26 protein-coding genes are annotated in these 24,229 nt (G+C 74.3%); 15 read left to right on the top strand and 11 right to left on the bottom strand.

Annotation, left to right across the window (positions count from 1 at the left end; all coding sequences use genetic code 11):
• Positions 1-123 precede the first annotated feature (123 nt).
• Positions 124-1,077: a prephenate dehydratase gene (gene pheA, locus ACQUFX_RS26020; protein WP_428962863.1), complete on the top strand. Its 954-nt coding sequence runs from the start codon at positions 124-126 to the stop codon at positions 1,075-1,077.
• Positions 1,078-1,231: 154 nt separating this feature from the next.
• Here pheA and ACQUFX_RS26015 read toward each other — a convergent pair whose 3' ends face one another.
• From ACQUFX_RS26015 to ACQUFX_RS26005, 3 genes are all read right to left on the bottom strand, one after another.
• Positions 1,232-1,948, bottom strand: coding sequence for an AIM24 family protein (locus ACQUFX_RS26015; protein WP_428962862.1), 717 nt, complete (start codon positions 1,946-1,948; stop codon positions 1,232-1,234).
• 71 nt (positions 1,949-2,019) lie between these two features.
• On the bottom strand, positions 2,020-2,361 hold the full coding sequence (locus ACQUFX_RS26010; RefSeq protein ID WP_067361959.1) for a metallopeptidase family protein: 342 nt from the start codon (positions 2,359-2,361) through the stop codon (positions 2,020-2,022).
• Positions 2,362-2,490: 129 nt separating this feature from the next.
• Entirely contained in the window at positions 2,491-2,922 is a 432-nt protein-coding gene (locus tag ACQUFX_RS26005) for an OsmC family protein (protein WP_067361886.1), read from the bottom strand.
• Between the two features lie 197 nt (positions 2,923-3,119).
• On the opposite strand from ACQUFX_RS26005, the gene ACQUFX_RS26000 reads away from it, so the two are divergent.
• The 3 genes from ACQUFX_RS26000 (at position 3,120) to ACQUFX_RS25990 (ending at position 5,810) form a co-directional block, all read left to right on the top strand.
• Complete coding sequence (locus ACQUFX_RS26000) at positions 3,120-3,947, top strand: hypothetical protein (RefSeq protein WP_428962861.1); 828 nt, start codon at positions 3,120-3,122, stop codon at positions 3,945-3,947.
• 193 nt (positions 3,948-4,140) lie between these two features.
• Positions 4,141-4,962: an HAD family hydrolase gene (locus tag ACQUFX_RS25995; RefSeq protein ID WP_428962860.1), complete on the top strand. Its 822-nt coding sequence runs from the start codon at positions 4,141-4,143 to the stop codon at positions 4,960-4,962.
• 17 nt (positions 4,963-4,979) lie between these two features.
• Positions 4,980-5,810: an HAD family hydrolase gene (locus tag ACQUFX_RS25990; protein ID WP_428962859.1), complete on the top strand. Its 831-nt coding sequence runs from the start codon at positions 4,980-4,982 to the stop codon at positions 5,808-5,810.
• Between the two features lie 22 nt (positions 5,811-5,832).
• Here the strand turns inward: ACQUFX_RS25990 and ACQUFX_RS25985 are convergent, their stop codons facing one another.
• A complete protein-coding gene (locus ACQUFX_RS25985; protein WP_428962858.1) occupies positions 5,833-6,438 on the bottom strand; it encodes a bacterial proteasome activator family protein in 606 nt (201 codons plus the stop codon).
• Positions 6,439-6,525: 87 nt separating this feature from the next.
• On the opposite strand from ACQUFX_RS25985, the gene ACQUFX_RS25980 reads away from it, so the two are divergent.
• Positions 6,526-7,320 carry an alpha/beta hydrolase family protein gene (locus ACQUFX_RS25980; RefSeq protein ID WP_428962857.1) on the top strand — a complete coding sequence of 265 codons (795 nt, stop codon included), beginning with the start codon at positions 6,526-6,528 and terminating at the stop codon, positions 7,318-7,320.
• 71 nt (positions 7,321-7,391) lie between these two features.
• Entirely contained in the window at positions 7,392-8,585 is a 1,194-nt protein-coding gene (locus tag ACQUFX_RS25975; protein ID WP_428962856.1) for an ABC transporter substrate-binding protein, read from the top strand.
• Positions 8,586-8,625: 40 nt separating this feature from the next.
• On the opposite strand, the gene ddaH is transcribed toward ACQUFX_RS25975, so the two are convergent.
• Positions 8,626-9,459 (bottom strand): dimethylargininase, encoded by an 834-nt coding sequence (gene ddaH / locus ACQUFX_RS25970; RefSeq protein ID WP_428962855.1) that lies wholly within the window; start codon positions 9,457-9,459, stop codon positions 8,626-8,628.
• Positions 9,460-9,518: 59 nt separating this feature from the next.
• On the opposite strand from ddaH, the gene ACQUFX_RS25965 reads away from it, so the two are divergent.
• Positions 9,519-9,977: an Lrp/AsnC family transcriptional regulator gene (locus tag ACQUFX_RS25965; RefSeq protein WP_428962854.1), complete on the top strand. Its 459-nt coding sequence runs from the start codon at positions 9,519-9,521 to the stop codon at positions 9,975-9,977.
• 45 nt (positions 9,978-10,022) lie between these two features.
• Here ACQUFX_RS25965 and ACQUFX_RS25960 read toward each other — a convergent pair whose 3' ends face one another.
• The 3 genes from ACQUFX_RS25960 to mobA all read right to left on the bottom strand — a co-directional run bounded on the left by ACQUFX_RS25960 (position 10,023) and on the right by mobA (position 12,134).
• A complete protein-coding gene (locus ACQUFX_RS25960) occupies positions 10,023-11,150 on the bottom strand; it encodes a T3SS (YopN, CesT) and YbjN peptide-binding chaperone 1 (RefSeq protein ID WP_428962853.1) in 1,128 nt (375 codons plus the stop codon).
• A gap of 130 nt (positions 11,151-11,280) precedes the next feature.
• The gene (locus ACQUFX_RS25955; RefSeq protein WP_067361914.1) at positions 11,281-11,535 is read right to left on the bottom strand and encodes a DUF6457 domain-containing protein; all 255 of its coding nucleotides are present in this window, start codon (positions 11,533-11,535) and stop codon (positions 11,281-11,283) included.
• Positions 11,532-12,134, bottom strand: a complete 603-nt coding sequence (mobA, locus tag ACQUFX_RS25950) for a molybdenum cofactor guanylyltransferase (RefSeq protein WP_428967081.1) — start codon at positions 12,132-12,134, stop codon at positions 11,532-11,534. The genes ACQUFX_RS25955 and mobA overlap by 4 nt, the downstream gene beginning before the upstream one ends.
• Before the next feature lie 135 nt (positions 12,135-12,269).
• Between mobA and fdhD the strand changes: the two genes are divergently transcribed.
• Entirely contained in the window at positions 12,270-13,121 is an 852-nt protein-coding gene (fdhD, locus tag ACQUFX_RS25945; RefSeq protein WP_428962852.1) for a formate dehydrogenase accessory sulfurtransferase FdhD, read from the top strand.
• Between the two features lie 49 nt (positions 13,122-13,170).
• On the opposite strand, the gene ACQUFX_RS25940 is transcribed toward fdhD, so the two are convergent.
• The gene (locus tag ACQUFX_RS25940) at positions 13,171-13,878 is read right to left on the bottom strand and encodes a GAP family protein (RefSeq protein ID WP_428962851.1); all 708 of its coding nucleotides are present in this window, start codon (positions 13,876-13,878) and stop codon (positions 13,171-13,173) included.
• A gap of 154 nt (positions 13,879-14,032) precedes the next feature.
• A complete protein-coding gene (locus tag ACQUFX_RS25935) occupies positions 14,033-14,572 on the bottom strand; it encodes a hypothetical protein (RefSeq protein ID WP_428962850.1) in 540 nt (179 codons plus the stop codon).
• Between the two features lie 456 nt (positions 14,573-15,028).
• Between ACQUFX_RS25935 and ACQUFX_RS25930 the strand changes: the two genes are divergently transcribed.
• Both ACQUFX_RS25930 and ACQUFX_RS25925 read left to right on the top strand, forming a co-directional pair.
• The gene (locus ACQUFX_RS25930; RefSeq protein ID WP_428962849.1) at positions 15,029-15,829 is read left to right on the top strand and encodes a helix-turn-helix domain-containing protein; all 801 of its coding nucleotides are present in this window, start codon (positions 15,029-15,031) and stop codon (positions 15,827-15,829) included.
• A complete protein-coding gene (locus ACQUFX_RS25925; RefSeq protein WP_428962848.1) occupies positions 15,820-16,011 on the top strand; it encodes a DUF397 domain-containing protein in 192 nt (63 codons plus the stop codon). The genes ACQUFX_RS25930 and ACQUFX_RS25925 overlap by 10 nt, the downstream gene beginning before the upstream one ends.
• Before the next feature lie 110 nt (positions 16,012-16,121).
• Here the strand turns inward: ACQUFX_RS25925 and ACQUFX_RS25920 are convergent, their stop codons facing one another.
• Complete coding sequence (locus ACQUFX_RS25920; protein WP_428962847.1) at positions 16,122-17,174, bottom strand: DUF4192 domain-containing protein; 1,053 nt, start codon at positions 17,172-17,174, stop codon at positions 16,122-16,124.
• Between the two features lie 171 nt (positions 17,175-17,345).
• On the opposite strand from ACQUFX_RS25920, the gene ACQUFX_RS25915 reads away from it, so the two are divergent.
• The 5 genes from ACQUFX_RS25915 to ACQUFX_RS25895 all read left to right on the top strand — a co-directional run bounded on the left by ACQUFX_RS25915 (position 17,346) and on the right by ACQUFX_RS25895 (position 24,179).
• Complete coding sequence (locus ACQUFX_RS25915) at positions 17,346-18,260, top strand: fructosamine kinase family protein (RefSeq protein WP_428962846.1); 915 nt, start codon at positions 17,346-17,348, stop codon at positions 18,258-18,260.
• The gene (moaA, locus tag ACQUFX_RS25910; protein ID WP_428962845.1) at positions 18,257-19,270 is read left to right on the top strand and encodes a GTP 3',8-cyclase MoaA; all 1,014 of its coding nucleotides are present in this window, start codon (positions 18,257-18,259) and stop codon (positions 19,268-19,270) included. Before ACQUFX_RS25915 ends, moaA begins: the two co-directional genes overlap by 4 nt.
• A 2-nt stretch (positions 19,271-19,272) precedes the next feature.
• Positions 19,273-19,518: a MoaD/ThiS family protein gene (locus tag ACQUFX_RS25905; RefSeq protein ID WP_428962844.1), complete on the top strand. Its 246-nt coding sequence runs from the start codon at positions 19,273-19,275 to the stop codon at positions 19,516-19,518.
• Complete coding sequence (locus tag ACQUFX_RS25900; RefSeq protein WP_428962843.1) at positions 19,490-20,860, top strand: metallophosphoesterase; 1,371 nt, start codon at positions 19,490-19,492, stop codon at positions 20,858-20,860. The genes ACQUFX_RS25905 and ACQUFX_RS25900 overlap by 29 nt, the downstream gene beginning before the upstream one ends.
• A 121-nt stretch (positions 20,861-20,981) precedes the next feature.
• Entirely contained in the window at positions 20,982-24,179 is a 3,198-nt protein-coding gene (locus ACQUFX_RS25895) for a UvrD-helicase domain-containing protein (RefSeq protein ID WP_428962842.1), read from the top strand.
• Positions 24,180-24,229 lie beyond the last annotated feature (50 nt).

The raw sequence follows: 24,229 nt of genomic DNA, 5'->3' as shown, positions 1-24,229 counted from the left end.
TCCCGAGCACGGGAATCCCACGGCAACCCCTCGGGCACGTGGGCTGGTGGCGGGCGTCCCCGGGCCGGGTACCGGACCCGGACGCCGGCCTGCCGGGGCGTCCCGGGTGCGTAGGCTGTCGCCATGCCCGGAACACCGCCGACCCGTTTCGTCTACCTCGGCCCTGAAGGCACCTTCTCCGAGCAGGCGCTCCGCACCGTTCCCGCCGCCGAGCACGGCACCCGTACGCCGGCCCGCAGTGTGCCGGAGGCGCTGGACGCGGTCCGGAGCGGGGAGGCCGACGCCGCCCTGGTTCCGCTGGAGAACTCGATCGGCGGAGCGGTCGGGGTGACCCTGGACGAGTTGGCCGAGGGGGAGCCGTTGGTGATCACCCGGGAGGTGATCCTGCCGGTGGACTTCGTGCTCGGCGCCCGGCCGGGTACGACGCTGGCCTCGGTACGGTCGGTCGCCGCCCACCCGCAGGCGTCCACCCAGTGCCGGCAGTGGCTGCGCACGTACCTGCCGGACGCGGTGGTGGTCGACGTGCTCTCCAACGGCGCGGCGGCGACCGGCGCGGCGACCGGCGCGTACGACGCGGCGATCTGCGCCCCGATCGGCGCGACCCGGCACCGGCTGGCCGTGCTGGCCGACAAGCTCGGCGACCACCCCGACGCGGTCACCCGGTTCGCCCTGGTCTCCCGGCCCGGTCCGCCCCCGCCACCCACCGGCGACGACGTGACCTCGCTGGCCGTCTACATCGCCCACGACCGGGTGGGCGCCCTGCTCTCGGTGCTGATGGAGCTGGCGGTACGCGGGGTCAACCTGACCCGGATCGAGTCCCGGCCCACCGGCGAGGCCCTCGGCCGGTACGTCTTCGTCCTCGACTGCACCGGGCACGTGGCGGACGTCCGGCTCGGCGAGGCCCTCCAGGGGCTGCGCCGGGTCTGCGCCGACGTCCGCTTCCTCGGCTCGTACCCCCGGCACCGCTGGGCCACCCCGACGGCGGGCGACCGACCGGTGCCCGCCCCGGCCGGGCTCTCCGACTCCGACTACGCCGACGCGGCGGCCTGGCTGGCCCGCCTACGCCGCGGCGAGTGACCGCCCCATCCCTTACGCGGCCCGGCCCACGGTGCCGGCCTGACACACGGTGCCAGCCTGACGCACACGGCGGCGCGACGGCCCGACGGCGGTGTTAAGAAGGGGCCCCTGCTCTACCGGAAGCGTTAAGAAGGGGCCCCTCCTTACACCACCGCTAGCTGAACAGGCTGCCGAGGCCGCCGCTCTGCTCCTGCTGGCCGCTGCCGGCGACCGGCGGCTCCTCGGAGGGCTGGACCACCACGAAGCCCTGGCCGGCGAAGCTCATCGTGAACGCCTCGCCGGTCCGCCGGCCGAGCAGCGTGCCCAGGCCGAGCTGCTCGGCCCGGTGGTACCCGGTCTGGAGGTTGGCCGACCAGCAGACGATCGCCTGCGGGTCGACGTAGGTGGGGGCGTCCACGCTGAGCACGACCGGGGCGCCCTTGGTGGTGATGGCGATCCGGCCGTAGCCGGTGAAGATGCAGTTGAACAGGCCGGACGCGGCCATTCCGGTGCCGCCGACCATCCGGATGTCGTACTGGAGGGTGGGGTCGAAGGCCAGCACGCTGGAACCGTTGATGGAGAGCGCGTCCCCCGGCTCCAGGTCGATGACGTGCACGTCCTTGGCGAAGTCGGCGAGGAAGACGTCCCCCTGGCCGGTGAGCTTCATCAGCGGCACGCCCTCACCGGTCAGCTTCTGCTTGAGGAACTTGCCGAGCCCGCCCGAGCCGAGCGCCTGGAACTGCACGTGCCCCTGGTAGGCGACCATCGACCCGACCCGGGCCATCGCCTCGCCGTTGAGCCTGATCTTCAACATCTTGGAGTTCTGCAGCCGCATGCCGGGCTGGGCGGACTCCTTCTCCAGGTTCTCCGCGGAGAACAGCTCGCTACGCATGGTGGGGGCGCCTCCTGATTCGCGTACCTGCCCGCGACGGTAGGGCAGCACCGCAAGCGGGCGGAGGCTGGTCAGGCCCAGCCCAGGTCGTGCAGCCGGTCGTCGTCGATGCCGAAGTGGTGGGCGATCTCGTGCACCACGGTCACCGCCACCTCGTCCACGACGTCGTCCTCGGTGTCGCAGATCCGCAGGATCGGCCGGCGGTAGATGAAGATCCGGTCCGGCAGCACCCCGGAGTAGTCCCAGCCCCGGCTGGTGAGCGCGTGCCCCTCGTAGAGCCCGAGCAGCTCCGGCTCACCGGGGGGCGAGTCCTCCTCGACCAGGATCACCACGTTGCTCATCAGGCCGAGCAGTTCCTCGGGCACCTCGTCGAGCGCCTCGCCGACCAGTACCTCGAAACGCTCTCGGCTCATCTCGACCGGCACGCCACCATTCTGCCCGACGCGCGCGCCGACTTCAGCGCACGGGAGCACCGCCCGCCGGCCCGGTGCGGGGCCGGCGGGCACGGCACGGCCGGGTGGGCCGTACGTCCGGGTGGGTCGTCAGGAGGCGAGGCGGGCGGTGAGACTGATCTGCGCGCCCGGCGAGAGCAGCCGCGAGATCGGGCAGTTCTCCTTGGCGCCCTCGGCCAGCTTGGTGAACTGCGCCTCGTCGATGCCCGGCACCTCGCCGACGGTCTCCAGGTCGATCCGGGTCACGGTCATCCCGGCGTCCGTCTTGTCCAGGTGCACCTTGGCGGTGGTCTCGACGGAGGTGGCCGGCGAGCCGGCGTCGGCCAGCAGCTTGGACAGGGCCATCGAGAAGCAGCCGGCGTGCGCGGCGCCGATCAGCTCCTCGGGGTTGGTCCCCTCGCCCTCCTCGAAACGGGACTTGAAAGAGTAGTTCCCGGCGAAGCCGCCCTTACCGGTACGGACCGTGCCGGACCCCTCGGTGAGGGTGCCCTGCCAGCGTGCGGAAGCGGTACGAATAGGCATGCCCTGACGCTAACCGAAGCCGGGCCGCCCGGCGACCGGCCGCGCGCTATCCGGTCGGCGACCAGTGTCTGTGTCATGATTCGCCTCGGGCCGACGTGGTGTCCGGACGGACGACGACCGGGGCGACGCGCGGTCCGCACCGACCGACGGCCGGGATCTCCCGACGGTTCCGGCGCCCGCAGGCGGAAGGATGGCCGATGTCCCAGGATCTCCCCATCCCACGACAGCAGGAGATCGCCATCCCACGGCAGGAGGACCGCGCCGACGGCGCGGCCGTCCTGGAATGGGGGCCGGCGGCGGAACGGCCGGCGGGCCGGATCGGCCGTACCCTGTCCGACCTGGGTCGGGACCGGCGGCTCCCACCGGTGCTGGCCGGGCTGGGGGCGGTGGCCGCAGTGGCGTCGCTGGTCGGCGAGTGGCTGGTGATGACCGTGCCGAACAGCGGCCCCGAGGGCAACACCGCCCTGCGGATCCCGGGCAACGTCTCCGAGGTCGGCGGCTTCGGGGTCGGGTACCTGGTCGGGCTCCTCGCGTTGAGCGGTGTGGTGGCGCTCGCGCTCGGTGGCACCCCGACCGTGCGGCGTAACGCCCGCACAGCCGGCCTGGCCCTCGCGGCGGCGCTGCTGGCGCTGCTGGTCGCCACCGGGTTCGCCCTCGACGACCCGGGCCAGCGCACCCTGTTCTACTCCCCGGAGGACGGCTTCGAGGTCGAGTACGGCCGGGGGCTGGTGATGGCCTTCGTCGGGTGTCTCTTCCTCGCCGCGGCGCTCCAGCTCAGCGGCTCCGGTCGGCGCCCGGCGGCCACCGGCGGGCGGGCGGACGACGCAGGGGACGACCCGACGACCGACGGCCACGACGGATCCGCCGATCGGCCGGAGCACGGCGACGACCCGCCGGCCGGGTTCGCCGGCTGGCGGCGGGGCCGCCGGAACCGGCGGGCGGCCGACGAGGACGACCTGCCCGCCCCGGCCGATCTCACCGTCCAGCCGACCGTGCCGTTCGCCCGCCCGGAGCCACCGGCCTGACCCACCCGCCCACGGGCGGCGGGCCCGGCACGACGACGTCACCTGGTGTCCGCCCCGGGTTGGTGCCCGATTAGCGCGGAAGCCGTGGTTGCGACCGGTTTTCCGAGGTACGGTTGCTGCCCGCCGTCGTGGGTCCAGCAGCAACCGGCCCCACCAGGCGGCCGGCACGACGGCGGCGGGCGAAGGAGGAACGATGACCCGCCCGGGACTGCCCAAACTGATCGCCACCGACCTCGACGGGACGCTGGTCCGCAGCGACGACACCGTCTCCGCGTACACGCACGGGGTGCTGGACCGGGTGCGGGCCGCCGGTATTCCGGTGGTCGGCGCGACCGGCCGGGGCCCCCGGCTGACCGAGTTGACCCGCAACGACATCCGCGCGGCGGACTTCCTGGTGCTGGCGGGCGGCGGCCGGGTGGTCGACCAGAGCGACCCCGCCGGTCCGGTGGTGCTGCGCGACGTCCGGCTCCCGGCCGACGTGCTGGCCCGGTTGCTGGCCGACCTGGAGGCCGAGGTCGGCCCGCTGACCGTGATGGTCGAGGCGCTGGACCACCACGACGCCCCGCTCTGGGGCGACTACCACCCGAGCTGGCCGTACCAGGACCGGTTCGAGGCCCGGACCCGGGCCGAGTGCCTGGCCGGGGACGTGATCAAGGCGTTCGTCCGGACCGCCGACCACCACGTCGACGAACTGCTGGCGACCGCGCGGCGGATCGTGCCGCCGCAGGTGGCCACCCTCACCCAGGCCGGGCTCGGCTTCGTCGAGATCTGCCCGCCGGCGACCGACAAGGCCACCGGGCTGACCGTGGTGGCGCAGACGCTCGGCGTCGACCCGGCCGACGTGCTGGTCTTCGGGGACATGCCCAACGACCTGCCGATGTTCGAGTGGGCCGGCTGGGCACGGGTGGCGGTCGCCAACGCCCACCCGATGCTCCGGGCCGCCGCCGACGAGGTGACCCTGCGCAACGACGACGACGGGGTGGCGGTGTACCTCGACCGGCTGCTCTCCCGCTGACGACTACCCTGCGGGTGATGGGAGACCGACCCCGCCTCGTCGCCACCGACCTCGACGGCACCCTGCTCACCGACGACCGGACGATCAGCCGCCGTACCGCCGACCTGCTGGTCCGCCTCCGCGCGGAGGGCACCCCGGTGGTGCTGGTCACCGGCCGCCCGATCCGCTGGCTGCAACTGGTGTACGACCAGCTCCCCGAGCCGCTGCCGGCGATCTGCGCCAACGGCGCGGTGGTGTACGACCCGACCACCGACGAGGTGCTGCGGGCCGACCCGCTCGCCCCGGACCTGCTCGCCGAGGTGGCCCGCCGGCTCCGTGCCGCGGTGCCCGGGGTGAGCTTCGCGGTGGAGGTGGCCGACAGCCGGCAGATGCGCCACGAGACGCACTACCCGCTGCGCTGGGACGCCGATCTCGACGCGATCCGGGCCGTCGAGTCGCCGGAGGACCTGCACTCCGTACCGGCGGTGAAGCTGCTGGCCCGCGCCGGTGAGCAGGACCCGGACGTCTTCGTCGAGGTGGTGGCCGGGGCGTTGCAGGGGCTGGCCGAGGCGACCCACTCGTCGTACGGCGGGCTGGTGGAGATCTCCGCCGCCGGGGTGACCAAGGCCGCCGGGCTGGCCTGGTACTGCGACCGGGACGGCATCGCCGCCCGGGACGTGCTCGCCTTCGGGGACATGCCCAACGACGTACCGATGCTGACCTGGGCGGGCCGGGCGGTGGCGGTGGCGAACGCGCACCCCGCCGTCCTCGCGATCGCCGACGAGGTGACCTCGGCGAACTCCGAGGACGGCGTGGCCACGTACCTGGCGAGGGTGTTCGGGCTCGACGGGGCCGACCCGGCCGGCTGACCCGGCCGGGGCCGGCCGGTGGTCAGAGGTACTGACCGGTGCTGTGCCCCTCGCCGCCGGGCTGGCCGCCCACGCCCGGCATCCCCGGCACGATTCCGCCGGGGCCGCTGGGCAGCGCCCGCTGGCCGGAGCGCATCTGCTCCAACTGCACCCGGGCGGCCATCTGCTGGGCCACCAGGGCGGCCTGGATGCCGTGGAACAGGCCCTCCAGCCAGCCGACGAGCTGGGCGTGGGCGATCCGCAGCTCACCCTCGCTGGGGGTCTGCTCCTCGGCGAAGGGCAGCGAGATCCGCTCCAGCTCCTCCCGCAGCTCCGGCGCGAGGCCCTCCTTCAGCTCGACGATCGACCGCTCGTGGATCTCCCGCATCCGGTTGCGGCTGGCGTCGTCCAGCGGCGCGGCCTTGACCTCCTCCAGTAGCTGTTTGATCATGCTGCCGATCCGCATCACCTTGGCCGGCTGCTCGACCAGGCGCGCCGGGTCCTCGCCCGTCTGCGCCTCGTCGGTCTGCACGGTGCCGACCGGCCGCCCGTCCGGGCCGACCACCACCACCGTGCCGGGCACGCCGGCACCGTCGCGGCCCGGCTCGTCATCCTGTCCAGCGGAGCGCGCTTGCGTCATGGCACCCATCTTGACCCAGGCCCCGCCGGGCCCGCTCGCCGGGACCGGGGGCTACCCGGCGGTAGCCGCACAGGTGGGCGCGCTACCGTCGCGGCCATGACCGCAGACCCGCGGGGCGTGCTCAGCCGGCCCAGCCCGCCGCCGGACGTCACCGTCCGTTACGGCGAGCAGCCGGACCAGGTCGCCGACCTGCGCCGGCCGGGCGGTTCCGGGCCGGCCCGCCGGCTGGTCGTGGTGGTGCACGGGGGCTTCTGGCGGGCGGAGTACGACCGCACCCACACCGGGCCGCTCGCGGCGGCCCTGGCGGGTCTGGGTCATCCGGTGGCCCAACTGGAGTACCGGCGGACCGGCCAGCCCGGGGGCGGCTGGCCGGGCACCCTGTCCGACGTCGTCACCGGGGTCGCGGCGCTGCCCGCGCTGGCGGCCGGGGCGTTGCCGGGCCGGGTGACCGCCGACCCGCCGATCCTGGTCGGCCACTCGGCGGGCGGACACCTGGCCCTGTACGCGGCGGCGCACGCCCCGGCCACCGTCGGCGGGGTGCTGGCGCTGGCCCCGGTGGCGGACCTCGCCGAGGCGTACCGGCGTGATCTGGACGGCGGCGCGGTGGCCGCGCTGCTCGGCGGTGGCCCGGCGGACGTGCCCGACCGGTACGCCGTCGCCGACCCGCTCGCCCGGCTGCCGCTGCGGACCCGCACGGTGGTGCTGCACGGCACCCTGGACCAGCAGGTACCGGTGGAGCTGAGCCGGGGCTACGTGGCCGCGGCGACCGCCGCCGGATCGACCGTCACCCTCGTCGAGCTGCCTCGATGCGAGCACTTCGGGCTCATCGATCCGGAGTCACCGCACTGGCCCCAGGTGACCAGCGCGTTACGGTCCCTGCACAATGATTGACGGAGCATGACCGAGCAGGTAGAACGCCGAGGGGCGGCGGTTCGGCCCAGCCCCCAACGGGAAGGACGCTGGTGTCGGAGATGAACCGTAGGCGGGCCCTGCAACTGCTGGCCGGGCTCGGTGCCGCCGGGCTGGTCGCGGGGTGCGGATCGGATGACGACGATGCCCCGACAGACAGCGGGACACCCGTACGGATCGGTCTCGTCGCGCCGACGACCGGGGCGCTCAAGCCCATCGGCACCGAGATCGTCAACGGGTTCCAGCTCTACCTCGACCTCAACGGGGGACGGCTCGGCGGGCACCCGGTCGAGTTGATCACCGCCGACGAGGGCGAGAACGCCCGTACCGGTCAGGCGGCGGTCGACGGCCTGCTCAAGCAGAACGTGCTCGCGCTCACCGGGGTGGTCAACTCGGCGGTCATGGTCGCCATCCGGGACGCCGTCGAGCAGGCCCGGGTGCCGCTGATCGGCTCCAACGCCTCACCCGCCACCCTGCAGAGCGTGGTCTACATCTGGCGGACCTCGTACGTGCTCAACGAGCCGGGCGAGGCGATGGGGTCGTACCTGCGCCAGCAGCTCCCGGCGGCCAGCCGGGTCGCCGTGATCGCGCCGGAGAGCGTCGGCAGCCGGGACGTGGTCGAGGGCTTCCGCAACGGCTTCGGCGCGGACGACCCCCGCATCGCCGACCCGGTCGTCTGGACCGACGCCGCCACCAACCCCGGCGACAGCGCGTACACCGCCGACATCCAGCGGGCGCTGGACCGCGACCCGGACGCCGTCTTCTGCTTCTTCGACGGCCAGGCTGCCGTGCAGTTCATCAAGCAGTTGCGGCGGGCCGGCTACCAGGGCCCCGTGTACGGTCCCGGGTTCCTCACCGAGGGCACCGTGCTCGGCGAGGTCCGGGAGCCGGAGGCGACGGGGATCATGACCGCCCTGAACTACTCGGCCGACCTGAACAACACCGCCAACCGGCAGTTCGCCTCCGTGTACCGCAAGACGCACAACACCTCGCCGACCACCTACGCGATGGCCTCGTACGACGCGGCGCAGGTGCTCGACGCCGCGATCCGGCTCGCCGGTGACGCGCCGACCGCGCAGGAGGTCAACCTGGCGCTCGGCCGGATCGGCCAGATCGACAGCCCGCGCGGGGCGTGGCAGTTCAACCAGTCGCGTACCCCGCAGCAACGGTGGTACCTGCGCAAGGTCCAGCGCGACGGCGAGGTGCTCTCCAACGTCCTGATCAACGAGCTGGCCACGCTGGGCTGAGCCGCCCGGCCGGTGCGGTGCTCCACCGGCGGCGGGTCGGTCAGGGGCGCAGTTCGGCGACGCAGCACTTGACGCTGCCGCCGCCCTTGCGCAGCTCGGCCAGCTCCACCGGCACCGGCTGGTACCCGGCGGCGCGGAGCGTGCCGGCGAGCCGGGTCGCCTCGCTGGCGAGCACCACGTTACGACCGTCGCCGACCAGGTTGAGCCCGAACGCCAGGGCGTCCTCGTCGGCGGCGACCACCGCGTCCGGGAAGAGCTGGGCGAGCACCCGCTGGCTGGCCACCGAGAAGGCGCCGGGGAAGTAGACGACGTTCGCGTCGTCGAGCGCGGCGAGCGCCACGTCCAGGTGGTAGAAGCGCGGGTCGACCAGGTGCAGCGACACCACCGGCCGGCCGAGCGCCTCCTGCGCCTCGGCGTGCGCCGGCAGTTCGGTCCGGAAGCCGTACCCGGCGAGGAGCAGGCCGCCGTGGGCGTCCGGCAGGTACGCGAAGTCGCCCTCCCCCTCGTTGGTCCGCACCGGGGCGACGAACCGCCAGCCCCTCGCCTCGTACCAGCTCCGGTGTGCGGCGGCCTCGGCGCTGCGCTGCTCGTGGCGGAACCGGGCGCCGTACGCCGTGCCGTCCACGGTGACCGCGCCGTTGGCCGCGAAGACCATGTCCGGCAGGCCCGGCTCGGGATCGAGCAGGTGCACCTCGTGTCCGAGACCGATCAGGGTCTCGCGCAGTCCGTCCCACTGCTTCACGGCGAGTTCCGGATCGACCGGGGTCGCCGGGTCCATCCACGGGTTGATCGCGTACTCGACCGCGAAGTGCGCGGGCGAGCACATGAGGTATGTCCGCTTTCGCGCGACTCGCTGCTGCTCCACGGTCACCAAGCGTAGGTAGCGTACAACTTCAGGAACAGCCACGAACATTGCTTGCCGAAGGCGGAACGTTGCAGATAGATGCGGTTGACCAGCAGATCATTGCGTTGCTCGTCGCCGACGCGCGCGCGTCGTACGCGGACATCGGCACCCGGGTGTCACTCTCCGCACCGGCGGTGAAGCGCCGGGTCGACCGACTCCGCTCGGCCGGGGTGATCCGGGGGTTCACGGCGGTGGTCGACCCGGCGGCGGTCGGCTGGACCACGGAGGCGTTCGTCGAGTTGTTCTGCGCCGGCCGGACCACGCCGGGCCAGCTCAGCGCGGCCACCCGCCGGCACCCCGAGGTGGTCGGGGCGTACACCGTCTCGGGCGAGGCGGACGCGCTGGTGCACCTGCGGGCCGCCGACATCTCCCACCTGGAGGCGGCGCTGGAACGGCTGCGCGCGGAACCCTTCGTCACCTCGACGCGGAGCACGATCGTGCTGTCCCGGCTGGTCGAGTCCCCGGGGGTGGGACCGGTCACCGGCTGACCCGCGCCGGCGGTGCGGGCGGGGTCGGCCGGTGACCGGGACGGCTCAGAGGTACATGCCGGTGCGGGGCTCGCCCTCGTCGCGCTTGCCGGGCTTGTCGCCCTCGCCGAAGAAACGCTTCCCGCCGAACTCGCCGTGCAGCCGGTCGTCGAGTTCGTCGGCGAGCCCCGTCATCACCTGCACGGCCAGCATGAGGTGGGTGGGCTGGAAGTCCCGGCCGAAGACCGGGATGGACGCCCAGACCGTGTCGTCGGCGCAGTAGAGCCGGCCGATCGGCATCCGGTTGGTCAGCTCGGAGAGCTTGACGTACAGCCGCTCGGTCGGCTCGACCTGGGTGAGCACCGGGGAGAAGACGTCCACCAGGGGAGGGTTGTCCCGGACCCGGACGAAGACCATCGCCGACCCGGCCCGGATGTTGATGTCCCCGTCCTGGTCGACCTGCAACTGGTCGGAGGTGGACTTCAGCATCGTCGAGACGACGGTGCGGACCCGCTCGTCGAGGGCGAGCACGTCCTTGTCGACGGTCGTGCCGGGGGCCGCGGCGGCGGCCAGCGCCTCGTCGAGGTCGGCCTCCACGTCGCGGTCCGGGCCGAACTCGCTGCGGGCCGTGCCCAGCGGCTCCACCGGGACCGGCTTGCCCGCGCTGTCGTGCACCAGGTAGACCAGGAAGGCCGGGTGCGGGGCACCGTAGACGTCCCGCAGCGTGCGGGAGAGCAGGGCGGCGAGCTTGCTCGCCTCCGCGCTGGTGGCCGCCAGCCCGAAGTCCTCGCCCGAGCCCTCCACCACGCCGGGCGGCGACCAGCCGAGGGCGACCATGTCCGCCACGGCCGCCCGGTCCAGCCGGTACCCCGTCGGGAGCGTGGCGTTGCCGACCGCCCGCGCCGAGATCCGGCCGTCGGTGTCGAGGTCGACGCTGATCGAGTACACGGCGTCGCCGGTGCCGGAGGCGGTCGGATCGAGGGTGAGCTCGATGTGCGTGCCGGCGGGCAGGTCCCGCAACCGTTCGGCGAACGCGCGGGCGAACTCCTGCCAGGCCTGGGTCACCTTGGCCCGCAGGTCGGCCGTGGTGGGCTCGTCGAGCAGGACCGACTCGTGGTGCTCCGGCGTGCCGCCGTTCTCCGTCGGGGCGCCGCCGGATGGGCCAGCCGGCGCCGAGGGGTGGTCTGCCGTCATGATCGCCTCCGTCCGTCAAGGTCACCCTACCCACGGCGCACGCGGACGGATCAGCCGCGACCGGGATCGGACACCACCCGCCACGGCCGCCCGGTCGCGTTGGGGTCAGGCGGGCCGGACCGCGCCGGGGTCAGGCCGGGCGGTCGCCGCCCAGCTCCACCGGCCAGGTGCCGGCCAGGGCGCTGAGCCGGGCGGCGGTCGCGGCGGGGTCCGCCCCCCGCCCGACCGCGACCCCCAACAGGTACGCGGTGACCGGGGCACCCGGGCGCAGCACCTGGTGGGCCACGTCCCGGGCCAGGTCCAGCACGGCGGGAACCGGCACCTCGGCCGGGTCGAGACCCAGTTCGGCGCAGGCCGCCGTGACCCAGTCGTCCATCACCGTCATCGTGCCCACTCCTCCGCCCGACGTACGTCGTCGTCAGTGTCGCAGTCGAACCAGGGCGGCGGCCCGGTACCGGCCCAGGGCAGGTCCACCACGGTCAGGCCGGCCAGCAGGTTCCGGACCGACGCCCCGGCGAGGCTCCCGCCCCGCTCCCCGGCCAGCCGGGCCAGGGCGGCGCGAAGCGCCGGCACCCGCCACACCCCGCACAGCGACTGCCGGCGTCCACCGGCGTCGCGGTAGCAGACCCCGTCGGCCGTACCGTCGGCCAGCCCGCGCAGCAGCGCCGCCACCGCGTCCGGGGTGAGGAACGGCAGGTCGGCGGCGAGCAGGGCGACCACGGGGACGTCGGCTCCGAGCAGCGCCAGCCCGGCCGAGGCGGCGGCGACCGGGCCCCCGCCCGGCGGGTCCTCCCGGGTCACCCACACCCCGGCGAGCGGCCCGGTGCCGGGTGGGGGCAGGCCGATATCGGAAGGGGACGGCCCGGTGTCGGGTGGGGGCGGGCCGACGAGGACGCGGGGGGCGGCGTCGGCCACCGCCGCCAGCACCCGGTCGCGCATGGGCTGCCCGCCCACCGGTACGCCCGGCTTGTCCACGCCGCCCATCCGGCGGGCCGCGCCGCCGGCGAGCACCACCGCCGCGTACCCCGAACGCGCCGTCGACGACGCCGTAGCCACGCTCACCCGGGCCACGGTAGCGGTCCGGGGGGCGACGTCGCCCGGTTCGGGCAGGATGGCGGGATGGGACGTGCCACCGACCGCCGCCGGACGGTCCGGATAGACCTCGACGCGACGGTCGGCCCCGTCTCGGTCCGGCGACCCGACAGCATCTCCGTCGAGGAACCACTGGAGATCCGGGTCGGGCCGGCGGGGCCGGGTCGACGCCGCCCGCTCGCGGTGACCATGCGGACCCCCGGTGACGACCTGGACCTTGCGGTCGGTTTCCTGCTCACCGAGGGGCTGATCCGGTCGGCGGACGACGTGCTGACCGCCCAGCTCTGCGCCGGCGACCAGACCCCCAACACGTACAACGTGGTGGACGTGGTGCTCGCCCCCCGCGTACCCGAGCCGGTCGCCGACCCGGCGCGGAACTTCTACACCACCAGTTCCTGCGGAGTGTGCGGGAAGGCGAGCATCGACGCGGTACGCACCCGGTCCGTCTTCGCCGTGGCCGACGACCCGCTGACCGTGCCGGCGGAGGTGCTGGCCGCCCTGCCGGACCGGCTCCGGGCCGCCCAGCGGGTCTTCGACCGCACCGGCGGCCTGCACGCCGCCGGCCTCTTCACCGCCGAGGGCGAGCAGGTGGTGCTGCGGGAGGACGTCGGCCGGCACAACGCCGTGGACAAGGTGATCGGCTGGGCGGTGCGCGCGGGCCGGCTGCCGCTGGCCGGGCACCTGCTGCTGGTCTCCGGGCGGGCCAGCTTCGAGCTGACCCAGAAGGCCTGGATGGCCGGGTTGCCGCTGCTCGCGGCGGTCTCCGCGCCGAGCAGCCTCGCCGTCGACCTGGCCGAGGAGGCCGGCCTGACCCTGGTCGGCTTCCTCCGGGGCCGCACCATGAACGTCTACGCCGCCCCGCACCGGGTCACCGTCTGACCGCCGGGCCGGGTCATGGGCCGTGCTGGCCCGGTGGCCGGGCGCGGTATCAGCCGCTGATCACTCCGGGCCAGAGCCGGATGGCGGCGTCGCGGGCGAGCAGGAACCCCGCGATGCCGAGAATCCAGCCCAGCGTGCCACCGGCATGCTTCGTGATCCACTCGTTCAGCCGGGCCAACAGCGGCTCGATCAGCCTCGGCACGGCGAGCCGCGCGCCGAGCAGCACCACCGCCGGCAGCACCATCACCAGGCAGTACCCGCCGAGCAGGGCCGCCGTGGTGGCGGCGGGCAGCTCCGCCGTGGTCATCAGGCCGACGGCCGCCAGGTACGGCAGCATCGTCGCCACCTCGGCCAGCGCGGCCAGCAGCGCCAGCCCGACCAGCCAGCGCAGCGACGAGTCCCCGCTGGTGGCCCGGTCCCGCCAGCGCAGCACCCCGCCGCCGCCGGCCTTGCGTCGCTTGCCGTCGTACCGGAAGCTCAGCGCGAACAGGCCCACCCCGAGCGCCAACTGCGCCCAGAGCACCGGACGGCTGTCCAGCGTTCCGTCGAGGGCGCTGGCGATCCGGGTGCCGCCGACGGCGAGCAGCACCCCCACCACGAAGTAGAAGACGGCGATGGTGCCCAGGTACGCCAGGATCCGCCGGACGTTGATCCGGCCGGGTGCCATCAGCAGCCAGATCGGGATGAACAGGGTCCCGATGCTGGTGCTGTCGATCAGCGCGAGCCCGGCGAGCGACAACAGCAGTCCGACGCTCACCCGACACGCTCCGGGGTGGTGGTCATACGTCCAGTGTCATCGCGGCCCCGACGCATCAGGTCGTCGCGGGAGACGATCTGCCCGTACATCCTTCGACCCACAGCCCGGCGAGGACTTCGGCCCCCGTCCGGCGGCGGGGCCGGCGACGGCGGGGTCAGCTTTCGGCGGGGTCGTGGGCGCGGGCCCACGCGACGAAGCGCTCGTCGAGCTGCGCCGGGGTCGGTGGGCTGCCGAGCCGGGTCAGGGTGGTCTGCGCTTCGACCTTCAGCGACACGAGGTGGCGGAGCAGCGCGTCGCGGCGACCGGGGTACGCCGCGAGCAGGCCACGTCGGGCGGGTTCGCACGGCCACGGCAGGCGGCACGCCGAGCAGCGCCAGAGCGGGCGCATAGGGCGGTGCGGGTACGTCGGCGGCGGGTCGGCGATCGGCTGGCGGGTGCGGAGCAGCCGCAACGCGACCCGCTTCGCGTCCGCGTCGGACAGGTCGCCGAGGAACCGCCGTACGGTGTCGGTCGGCTCGACCGGATCGGCCGCGTGGCGCAGGTCCCGCACAGCCTGGTGGGCGTAGACGGTCAACAGCCGCGCCACCTGTTCGGTGGCGGGCAGGGCCCGGAACGGCGGGCAGGGCCACGGGTCGCCGTCGGTCGGGCAGCGCCACGCCGGGCCGGCGGCGACGTGGTCGCTGTCCCCGATCACCGGGTACCCCTGGCGGACGGCTCGGGCCGTGCGGCCTGGCCCGGCGTGAGTCGCCCGGCCGATCCGGGACGGTCGTGGCGGGTGGTCCGCTGGTTCGCGGCGGGCACCGGGACCACCCCGCGAGCGGGGCAGGCGCGGCGACGACGCCAGAAACGGATACGCATGAGTCCCCTCCGGGCGGTTCGTGGTGGGGAGGGGTCGCCCCCGCTCTCTGGAACGAGTCGGAAGGTTCCGGGGCGACCCCTCGTGGACACCCCGACGGGCATCGACTCCGGCGGCCTTGTGGACGGCCATCCCCTACCGTCCCACCGGACCCCGTCACGGTGTCCTGGCAACCACAATGGGTGACCAACCCCTACCCTCGGAAGGTGCGCCGGGGATGTGGGTGGCGCTGGCTCGGCGGGGCCGGCCGGCGGGACGCCGTGAAAAGTCGATCTTCGTTCTGGGGAGTCGTGTATGGCCGATCTGCCAGGTCCGTTGGCGGCGTTCATCGTTGGTGAGGTGCGCCGAGCACGTGGTGCAGCGGGCATGACACAGGAGGCGTTCGGCCGGGGCGCCGGTTTCAGCGCGTCGCACGTGAGCGCGGTCGAGGGGGGAACACGAGCCCTGACTGTCGACTTCGTTCGTGGCGCGGACCGGGCGCTCAACAACGGAGGCCTGTTCGAGCGCATGGCCGCACAGCTCGGCGCCCCGTCGTGGTTCCTGCCGTGGCTCGACGCGGAGCGCGGGGCGACCCAGCTTCGATACTTCGAGCCGACGCTGATCCCAGGGCTGTTGCAGTGTGAGGCGTACGCCCGCGCCGTGCTGCGCCTTGACCCGCGCCTGACCGATGACGAGGTTGAGCGCCGGGTGAGCGCCCGGATCGACCGACAAGCGGTTCTCGGCAGGCCCGCGCCGCCGCAGGTCGTCGCGGTCGTTGACGAGGGCGCGCTACGACGCGCGGGCGACGGCCATGAGAAGCCGATGGTCGAGCAGTTGGCGCAGCTCATCGCCTGCGCCGAGCGCCCGAACGTCAGCGTTCACGTTGTGCCGGCAGAGGTCGGCCTTCACGCGGGGCTGTCCGGCCCGCTGTCCCTCGCGCGGATGCCCGATGGCAGTTGGGTGGGGCATGTCGAGACTCAACTGGGCGGGAACGTCGTTGACCAGCCGGACGACATGGATACGCTTTTTGAGCGGTGGGAAAGTGTCCGCAGCGAGTCACTGTCGCGGCGGCAATCCCTAGAGCTGATCAAGGGAGTGGCGAGCCAATGGACCTGACCAGCGCCCAATGGCGGAAGAGCACTCGAAGCGGCACCAGCGGCGGCAACTGCGTCGAGGTCGCCGACAACCTTCCCGGCGTGGTCGCCGTGCGCGACTCGAAGGACCCGACCGGCCCGGCGCTGGTGTTCGCACCCGGCGCGTGGCGGGCGTTCGTCGGCGGTACCGCCGGGCGCGACTGAACGTCACGCCGATCCGGCGGGCATCAGCGCTCGAAATGTCCCCGCCTCTGGAACATGCCGGGCGGGACGTCCGCGTGTCGAATTCCTAGCGGGTCTAGCCGACAGCGGGGTCAGTGGCGGCGGGGTCGGCGGCGGCGCTGGCGGAGCACGCCCGGGGTGACGGGGGCGTCCACCGCCGGCCAGCCGTCCAGCTCGGACGGGGGAACCCCGCGCCGGAGCAGGTCGTCCAGCAGGAGGGCGAGCGAGTAGTCGGGGTGCTCGGCCAGGGCGCGTTCCAGGGTCACCGCGGCCAGCGCGCCCTGCCCGGCCCGCCAGGCGGCGAAGGCGAGCAGGCTGGCGGGGGCGGCGCTCAACTCCGGCTCGGCCCGGCGCAGCACGTCCGTCCAGAGGTCGATGTCCGCCTCCCGTCCGTCGGTCCGTTCCCAGGCGTGGTCGCGGACCGGGAGGTGGGTCAGGAGCAGGCTGAGCCAGGCCACCTCGTCGTCGGTCAGCCGCACGCTCCGGCGCTGGCTGCGGAACGCGGCGCGGACCGCCGCCCGACCGGCCACCCGGACCGACCGGCCGCCGCGCCCGCCCGCCTCCGGCTCCGCCGCCACCAGCGCGACGAGCCGTTCCTCGGCCCGGTCGGTGGCCCGCCGCATCGCCGCGCGCTCCGGGTCGCCGACCGCCGCCACCCGGGCGGTGAGGGCGGCCCGGTCGGGGAGGGCGACCTGGCCGGCGAAGACCGCCGCCGCGCTGACCTCGCTGGCCTGCGGGTCGTACGGAGTGCCGTCGGGGGGACAGCAGCCGGGCTGGGTGCACAGGTACGACCAGTAGCGCCCGTCCGTTACCCGCAGGGCGTCCAGCAGGAGCAGGCCCCGCCCGTCGAGCGCCGCGCGGACCGCGTCCACCGCGCCGGTGACCCGCGCGGGTGGGCCGTACCCGAGCACGGTGGCCGCCTCCGCGCCCTGCCGGCCGACCACGTCGACGAGGTGCCGGGCGGACCGGTGCGGGTCGGCGTCCCGGTCGGGCAGGTCCGCGCGAGCGGCGAAGACGATCTGCCGGCCCCGGAGGGCGACCACCACCACGCTGTCGGTGGGGTGGAAGCCGAGCAGGTACGGCACGGCGGCGATGAGGTCGGCGGGGCAGCGGACGGCGAGCCGGGGTCGGTCGATCGGGGTCATGCCGGCAGCCTGCGTCGCGGCGTCGTCCCCGGACGGCCCCTGTGGACGACACGCGGCTTATCCACAGTTACCCAGCGTATCGTCGCTGGTCGGCGCGAAGTTGCAGGCTGTGCAACCGGGTCGTGGGCCGGTCGCCCCCCGTCGGCCGCCGGCAGCGGCTACCTTGCGCTCATGGATCTGGCCTACCTGCGGGCGCATCCGACCCAGTTGCCGACGTTCCTGGCCCACCAGCGGATCCGGGAGACCCCGGTCTCCGGCGGGGACATCTGCACGGCGGCCCGGCTCACCCTCGACGACGGCCACTCGGTCTTCACGAAGTCCTGGCCCGAACGGGCCGGCCGGCCGGTCCCCGAGGGCTTCTTCGCCACCGAGGCGGCCGGGCTGCGCTGGCTGCGGGAGGCCGACGCGGTGGCCGTACCGGAGGTGGTCGTGGCGCTGCCGGAGCTGCTGGCGCTCGACTGGGTGGAGACCGGGGAGCCGACCCCGGCGGCGGCCGAGCGGTTCGGCCGGGAACTGGCCGACCTGCACCGGGCCGGGGCGGTGACCTTCGGCGCGCCGTGGCCCGGCTTCATCGGGGCGCTGCCCCAGGACAACACCCCCGAGCGGGGGCCGTGGCCACGGTGGTTCGCCGACCGCCGGCTCCTGCCGTACCTGCGCCGGTCGGTCGACAACGGCGCGCTCACCCCGGCGGAGACCGCGCTGGTCGAGCGGCTGGTCGACCGGATCGACGAGTACGGCGGCGACGAGCCGCCCGCCCGGATCCACGGCGACCTGTGGCCGGGGAACGTGCTCTGGGGCGCCGACGGGCGGGTCCGGCTGGTGGACCCGGCCGCGCACGGCGGCCACCGGGAGACCGACCTGGCCCAGCTCGCGCTCTTCGGCGGAGCGCCGTACGGCGACCGGATCCTGGCCGCGTACCGGGCGCGGTGGCCGTTGGCCGACGGGTGGCGGGAGCGGGTACCGCTGCACCAACTGCACCTGCTGCTGGTGCACACCGCCCTGTTCGGCGCCGCGTACCGGGCTGCGGTGGACAGCGCCGCCCGCGCCGCTCTGCGCGGTGGTGGACGCGCTACGGTCGACCCATGACCGCCGTCCAGCCACTCGCCGGGGCTCTCGTCGACCGGTACGGCCGGATCGCCCGCGACCTGCGGGTCTCGCTGACGGACAAGTGCAACCTGCGCTGCACGTACTGCATGCCCGCCGAGGGCCTGCCCTGGCTGGCCGGCCCCGACCTGCTCACCGACGCCGAGGTCGGCCGGCTGCTGCGGGTCGCCGTCGAGCGGCTCGGCGTGACCGAGGTGCGGTTCACCGGCGGGGAGCCGCTGATCCGCCGTGGGCTGGTCGACATCGTCGGCGCGGCGAGCGCACTGCGCCCCCGGCCCCGGCTGTCGCTGACCACCAACGGCATCGGGCTGGACCGGCTGGCCCCGGCGCTGCGCGCCGCCGGGCTGGACCGGGTGAACGTGTCCCTGGACACCCTCGACGCCGACCGGTTCCACCGGCTCACCCGCCGGGACCGGCTCGGTGCCGTCCTGGCCGGGCTGGCCGGCGCGGCGGCGGCCGGACTCACCCCGGTCAAGGTCAACTCGGTGCTGATGCGGGGGGTCAACGAGGACGAGGCCCCCGCGCTGCTCCGGTTCGCCCTGGCCCACGGGTACGAACTGCGGTTCATCGAGCAGATGCCGCTGGACGCCCAGCACGGCTGGGACCGCAGCGCGATGGTGACCGCCGAGGAGATCCTCGCCGCCCTGGGTACCGCGTTCGACCTGCGCCCCGACCCGGCCGAACGCGGTGCCGCCCCGGCCGAGACCTGGCTGGTCGACGGCGGGCCGGCCCGGGTGGGGGTGATCGGCACCGTCACCCGGCCGTTCTGCGGCGACTGCGACCGGACCCGGCTCACCGCCGACGGCCAGGTCCGGGCCTGCCTGTTCGCCACCGAGGAGACGGACCTGCGGGGCGCCCTGCGGTCCGGGGCGGACGACGCGGAGCTGGCCCGGCGCTGGCAGGCCGCGATGTGGGGCAAGCGCGCCGGACACGGCATCGACGATCCGACCTTCCTGCAACCCGCCCGACCGATGTCGGCGATCGGAGGTTGACGGTGCAGCTCACCGTCCGGTACTTCGCCGGGGCCCGCGCCGCCGCCGGTTGCAGCGAGGAGACCGCCCCCGCCGGGCACTCGCTGGACCAGCTCACGGCGGACCTGGAGCAGCGGCACGGCGCACCGCTCGCCGCCGTCCTGCGGGTGGCGAGTTTCCTGGTCGACGGCGTCGCCTGTCATGATCGTCAGGCACCGCTGCCAGCCGGGGCCACGATAGATGTGCTGCCCCCCTTCGCGGGCGGCTGAGGGAGGGTTCGTGTTACCGGTCCTGGGGTTCGTGGGCACCCTCGCGCTGATCACCGGTCTGATCCACTACTACCTGTGGCGGCGGCTGGTGCGCGACACCACCCGCCCCGGCCGGGTACGACGGATCGGCGCGGTCGTCGCCCTGGTCCTGGCGCTGCTGGTGCCGGCGACCATGATCGGCACCCGGGGCGGCTTCTACTGGCTCGCCTGGCCGGGGTACCTCTGGCTCGCCGTCATGTTCTACCTGCTGGTCCTGCTGGTCCTGCTGGAGGTGCCGCTGCTGGTCGCCCGGCTGGTGCTGCGCCGCCGGGCCGGCGCCGGGCCGGCCACCGGCCCCGAGCCGCCCGCCGCGACCCCCGAGCCGGCCCTGGTCGGCGCCGGCACCCCGGACGCCGCGACCGCCACCACCGGCGGCGGCCCGTCGGCGGCCGACGGGAGCGAGCCACCGGTGGCCGCCAGCGGCCCCGAGCCGACGGGCGGCGGCACCGGTACGCCGGACCACGACCCGGGACGCCGGCTGCTGCTGGCCCGGGGCGCGGCCATCTTCGCCGGGCTCACCGCCGTCGGGGTCACCGGGTACGGCGTCCGCACCGCGCTCGGCCCGCTGGAGCTGGACCGGGTGCAGATCCCACTGGCGAAGCTCCCCCGCAGCATGGACGGCCTGCGGATCGCCACCGTCTCCGACATCCACCTCGGTCCGCTGCGGGGCCGGGTGCACACCGAACGGATGGTGGCCGCGATCAACCGGCTCGACGCCGACCTGGTGGCGGTCGTCGGCGACCTGGTCGACGGCACGGTCGCCGAGTTGGGCGAGGCGGCGGCCCCGCTGCGCGACATCCGCTCGCGGTACGGCAACTTCTTCGTCACCGGCAACCACGAGTACTACTCCGGCGTCGAGGAGTGGGTGCAGGAGGTCGACCGGTTGGGCCTGCGGGTCCTCCAGAACCAGCGGCAGGAGATCCACGCCCGGGGTGGCGTGCTCGACCTGGCCGGGGTGAACGACGTGAGCGCCGCCGGCACCGGCGTGGCCGCCCCGCCCGACTACGCCGCCGCGCTCGGCGACCGGGACACCGACCGTCCGGTGGTGCTCCTGGCGCACCAGCCGGTGGCCGCCCTGGAGGCCGCCAAGTTCGGCGTCGACCTGCAACTGTCCGGGCACACCCACGGCGGGCAGATCGTCCCGTTCAACCTGCTGGTCCGGCTGGAGCAGCCGGTCGTCTCCGGGCTGGGCGAAGTGGACGGCACCAAGGTCTACGTGACCAACGGCGCCGGTTTCTGGGGCCCGCCGGTGCGGGTCGGCACGAAACCGCAGATCACGCTGGTGGAGCTGCGCGCCACCTGAGCGGCGTAAATGCCGGTTTCGACCGTTCGATCCCCCGGCCGCCGAGGGTGCCGGGGATTGCGGAGGTCACGGGTACGCGTGGCGGCGGGCGGGTACCGGAGCGGGCGTGACAGGATGCGGCGTGCCTCCGTTCAGCTCCGTACCCCCCGGTGGCTTCCCGTCATTCGTCGCGGACCTGCACATCCACTCGAAGTACTCCCGCGCGTGCAGCCGGGACCTCACCCTGCCGAACCTCGGCTGGTGGGCCCGACGCAAGGGCATCGGCGTGCTCGGCACCGGCGACTTCACCCACCCCGCCTGGTACGACCACCTGCGTGAGACCCTGCACCCGGCCGAGCCCGGCCTGTACCGGCTGGGCCCCGAGGCGGAGCGGGACATCGCCCGCCGGCTGCCGCCCCGGCTGGCCGACGCGGCCGAGGCGGACCCGGTCCGGTTCATGCTCAGCGTGGAGATCTCCACCATCTACAAGCGGGACGACCGGACCCGCAAGGTGCACCACCTGATCTACCTGCCCGACCTGGACGCGGTGGAGCGGTTCAACACCACCCTGGGCCGGATCGGCAACATCGCCTCCGACGGCCGGCCGATCCTCGGGCTCGACTCCCGCGACCTGCTGGAGATCACCCTGGAGGCCAGCCCGGACGGCTTCCTGGTGCCGGCGCACATCTGGACGCCCTGGTTCTCCGCGCTCGGCTCGAAGTCCGGCTTCGACGCCATCGCCGACTGCTACGCCGACCTCGCCGGGCACATCTTCGCCGTGGAGACCGGCCTCTCCTCCGACCCGGAGATGAACTGGCGGGTGGGCAGCCTCGACGGGTACCAACTCGTCTCCAACTCCGACGCCCACTCCCCGCCCGCGCTGGGTCGGGAGGCGACCGTGCTGGCCTGCGGCCGGGACTACTTCTCGATCCGGGACGCGCTGCGCACCGGCACCGGGCTCGCCGGGACCATCGAGTTCTTCCCGGAGGAGGGTAAGTACCACGCCGACGGGCACCGGCTCTGCGGGGTCAACTGGCAGCCGGAACGGACCCGGGCGGCCGGGGGGCGCTGCCCGGAGTGCGGCAAGCCGCTCACCGTCGGGGTGCTCAGCCGGGTCGAGGACCTGGCCGACCGGCCCGAGGGTTACCGCCCCGCGCACGCCCGCGACGTCACCCACCTGGTCCCGCTGGCCGAGATCCTCGGTGAGCTGAACGCGGTCGGGCCGAAGTCGAAGAAGGTCGAGGGGAAGCTCAACGAGCTGGTCGCCGCGCTCGGCCCGGAACTGGAGATCCTCACCACCGCGCCGCTCGACGAGATCGGCCGGGTCGGCGGGGAACTGCTCGCCGAGGGGATCGGCCGGCTGCGCCGGGGCGAGGTGCGCCGGGTGCCGGGCTACGACGGCGAGTACGGCGTGATCACCCTCTTCGACCCGGCCGAGCTGGGGGCGAAGGCGAGCGGCGGGCAGGCGGAGACCCTCTTCGACGTGCCGGTGCCCGCCCAGCGGACCGCCCCCGAGCAGGCGGCGAGGGCGAAGGCCCGGCGCCCGGCGGCAAAGGCCGCCGAGCCGAAGCGGAAGGCCGTTCCGCCGCCCCCGCCCCCGCCGCTCGCGCCGCCCCCGTCGCCGCACGAGCCGTTCGAGCCGATGCTGGCCGGCATGGAGGAGGTCGGCACCGGGCTGCTGGACCGGCTGGACGCCATGCAGCGGGTGGCCGCCTCCGCACCGGGCGGGCCGCTGCTGATCGTGGCCGGTCCCGGCACCGGCAAGACCCGGACGCTGACCCACCGGATCGCGTACCTCTGCGCCGAGCTGAACGTGTTCCCGGAGACCTGCCTGGCGATCACCTTCACCCGGCGGGCCGCCGAGGAGCTGCGGCACCGGCTCGACGGCCTGCTCGGGCCGGTCGCCGAGGACATCTACGTCGGGACGTTCCACTCGCTGGGCCTGACCATCCTGCGGGAGAACGCGACCGCCGCCGGGCTGCCCGCCGAGTTCCGGATCGCCGACGACGCCGACCGCGCCGAGGCACGGGCCGAGGCGGGCGAGGACGACGCCGCGTACACCGCGCTGCTGCGCAAGCGGGACCTGGTCGACCTGGACGAGCTGCTCACCCTGCCGGTGGCGCTGCTGCGCGGCGACCGGAAGCTCACCCAGCGGTACCGGGACCGGTGGCAGTGGATCTTCGTCGACGAGTACCAGGACGTCGACCCGGTGCAGTACGAACTGCTGCGGCTGCTCAGCCCCGCCGACGGCAACCTCTGCGCGATCGGCGATCCGGACCAGGCGATCTACTCGTTCCGGGGCGCCGACGTCGGGTACTTCCTGCGCTTCTCCGAGGACTTCACCGACGCCCGGCTGGTCCGGCTGAACCGCAACTACCGGTCCTCCGCCCCGATCCTCGCCGCCGCCGTGCAGGCCATCGCGCCGTCGTCGCTGGTCCGGGGCCGCCGGCTGGACCCGGCCCGGCTCGACCCGGAGGCCCCCCTGGTCGGCCGGTACGCCGCGTCCTCCGTCGCCGACGAGGCCGACTTCCTGGTCCGGACCATCGACGACCTGGTCGGCGGGCTCTCCCACCGGTCCCTGGACTCGGGACGGATCGACGGCCGCGCCACGACCCTGTCGTTCAGCGACATCGCCGTGCTGTACCGCACCGACGCGCAGGCCGCGCCGATCGTGGACGCCCTCTCCCGGGGCAACATCCCGGTGCAGAAGCGCTCGCACGACCGGCTGCGGGACCGGCCCGGGGTGACCGCGATCGCGCGGGAACTGCGGCACGCCACCGGCGTCGACGGCGCGCTGACCGCCCGGGTACGCCTGGCCGGCCAGGTGCTCGCCGACCGCTTCTCGGTGCCGACGCTGGACGGCACCGCCGGGGTCCGCCCGGAGGACGTCCGCGCGGCGGTCGACCTGCTCACCCCGCTGGCCCGGCGCTGCGGCGACGACCTGCCGCTCTTCCTGTCCCAGTTGGCCACCGGCGCCGAGGTGGACGCCCTCGACCCGCGCGCCGAGGCGGTCACCCTGCTGACCCTGCACGCCGCCAAGGGCTTGGAGTTCCCGGTGGTCTTCCTGGTCGGCGCCGAGGACGGGCTGCTGCCGCTGCGCTGGCCCGGCTCGACACCGGACGAGGACGCGGTCGCCGAGGAACGCCGGCTCTTCTTCGTCGGGCTGACCCGCGCCCAGGACCGCCTGTACGTCAGCCACGCCGCCCGTCGGACCCGGCACGGCCCGGAACGCGACGTCTCCCCCACCCCCTTCCTCGACGCGATCGACCCGGGCCTGTTCGAGCGCTTCGGCGAGAGCGAGGTACGCCGCCCCCGCGACCGCCAACTCCGCCTCATGTAGGTGTAAGGAGGGGCCCCTTCTTAACGCATACGGTCGAGAAGGGTCCCCTT

The organism is Micromonospora fluostatini, assembly GCF_050410825.1.
GTDB lineage: Bacteria > Actinomycetota > Actinomycetes > Mycobacteriales > Micromonosporaceae > Micromonospora > Micromonospora rosaria.
This window is presented reverse-complemented; position numbering and strand designations above follow the sequence as displayed.

What these genes read in the sequence shown, in the direction of transcription:
- ACQUFX_RS25920 (WP_428962847.1), bottom strand. Translation starts at nt 17,174, where the DNA reads ATGACCCCGATCGACCGACCCCGGCTCGCCGTCCGCTGCCCCGCCGAC.
- moaA (WP_428962845.1), top strand. Translation starts at nt 18,257, where the DNA reads ATGACCGCCGTCCAGCCACTCGCCGGGGCTCTCGTCGACCGGTACGGC.
- pheA (WP_428962863.1), top strand. Translation starts at nt 124, where the DNA reads ATGCCCGGAACACCGCCGACCCGTTTCGTCTACCTCGGCCCTGAAGGC.
- ACQUFX_RS25990 (WP_428962859.1), top strand. Translation starts at nt 4,980, where the DNA reads ATGGGAGACCGACCCCGCCTCGTCGCCACCGACCTCGACGGCACCCTG.
- ACQUFX_RS25900 (WP_428962843.1), top strand. Translation starts at nt 19,490, where the DNA reads ATGTGCTGCCCCCCTTCGCGGGCGGCTGAGGGAGGGTTCGTGTTACCG.
- ACQUFX_RS25955 (WP_067361914.1), bottom strand. Translation starts at nt 11,535, where the DNA reads ATGACGGTGATGGACGACTGGGTCACGGCGGCCTGCGCCGAACTGGGT.
- ACQUFX_RS25915 (WP_428962846.1), top strand. Translation starts at nt 17,346, where the DNA reads ATGGATCTGGCCTACCTGCGGGCGCATCCGACCCAGTTGCCGACGTTC.
- ACQUFX_RS25960 (WP_428962853.1), bottom strand. Translation starts at nt 11,150, where the DNA reads ATGACGGCAGACCACCCCTCGGCGCCGGCTGGCCCATCCGGCGGCGCC.
- ACQUFX_RS26000 (WP_428962861.1), top strand. Translation starts at nt 3,120, where the DNA reads ATGTCCCAGGATCTCCCCATCCCACGACAGCAGGAGATCGCCATCCCA.
- ACQUFX_RS25985 (WP_428962858.1), bottom strand. Translation starts at nt 6,438, where the DNA reads ATGGGTGCCATGACGCAAGCGCGCTCCGCTGGACAGGATGACGAGCCG.
- fdhD (WP_428962852.1), top strand. Translation starts at nt 12,270, where the DNA reads ATGGGACGTGCCACCGACCGCCGCCGGACGGTCCGGATAGACCTCGAC.
- ACQUFX_RS25925 (WP_428962848.1), top strand. Translation starts at nt 15,820, where the DNA reads ATGGACCTGACCAGCGCCCAATGGCGGAAGAGCACTCGAAGCGGCACC.
- mobA (WP_428967081.1), bottom strand. Translation starts at nt 12,134, where the DNA reads ATGGGCGGCGTGGACAAGCCGGGCGTACCGGTGGGCGGGCAGCCCATG.
- ACQUFX_RS25980 (WP_428962857.1), top strand. Translation starts at nt 6,526, where the DNA reads ATGACCGCAGACCCGCGGGGCGTGCTCAGCCGGCCCAGCCCGCCGCCG.
- ACQUFX_RS25995 (WP_428962860.1), top strand. Translation starts at nt 4,141, where the DNA reads ATGACCCGCCCGGGACTGCCCAAACTGATCGCCACCGACCTCGACGGG.
- ACQUFX_RS26015 (WP_428962862.1), bottom strand. Translation starts at nt 1,948, where the DNA reads ATGCGTAGCGAGCTGTTCTCCGCGGAGAACCTGGAGAAGGAGTCCGCC.
- ACQUFX_RS25930 (WP_428962849.1), top strand. Translation starts at nt 15,029, where the DNA reads ATGGCCGATCTGCCAGGTCCGTTGGCGGCGTTCATCGTTGGTGAGGTG.
- ACQUFX_RS26005 (WP_067361886.1), bottom strand. Translation starts at nt 2,922, where the DNA reads ATGCCTATTCGTACCGCTTCCGCACGCTGGCAGGGCACCCTCACCGAG.
- ACQUFX_RS26010 (WP_067361959.1), bottom strand. Translation starts at nt 2,361, where the DNA reads ATGAGCCGAGAGCGTTTCGAGGTACTGGTCGGCGAGGCGCTCGACGAG.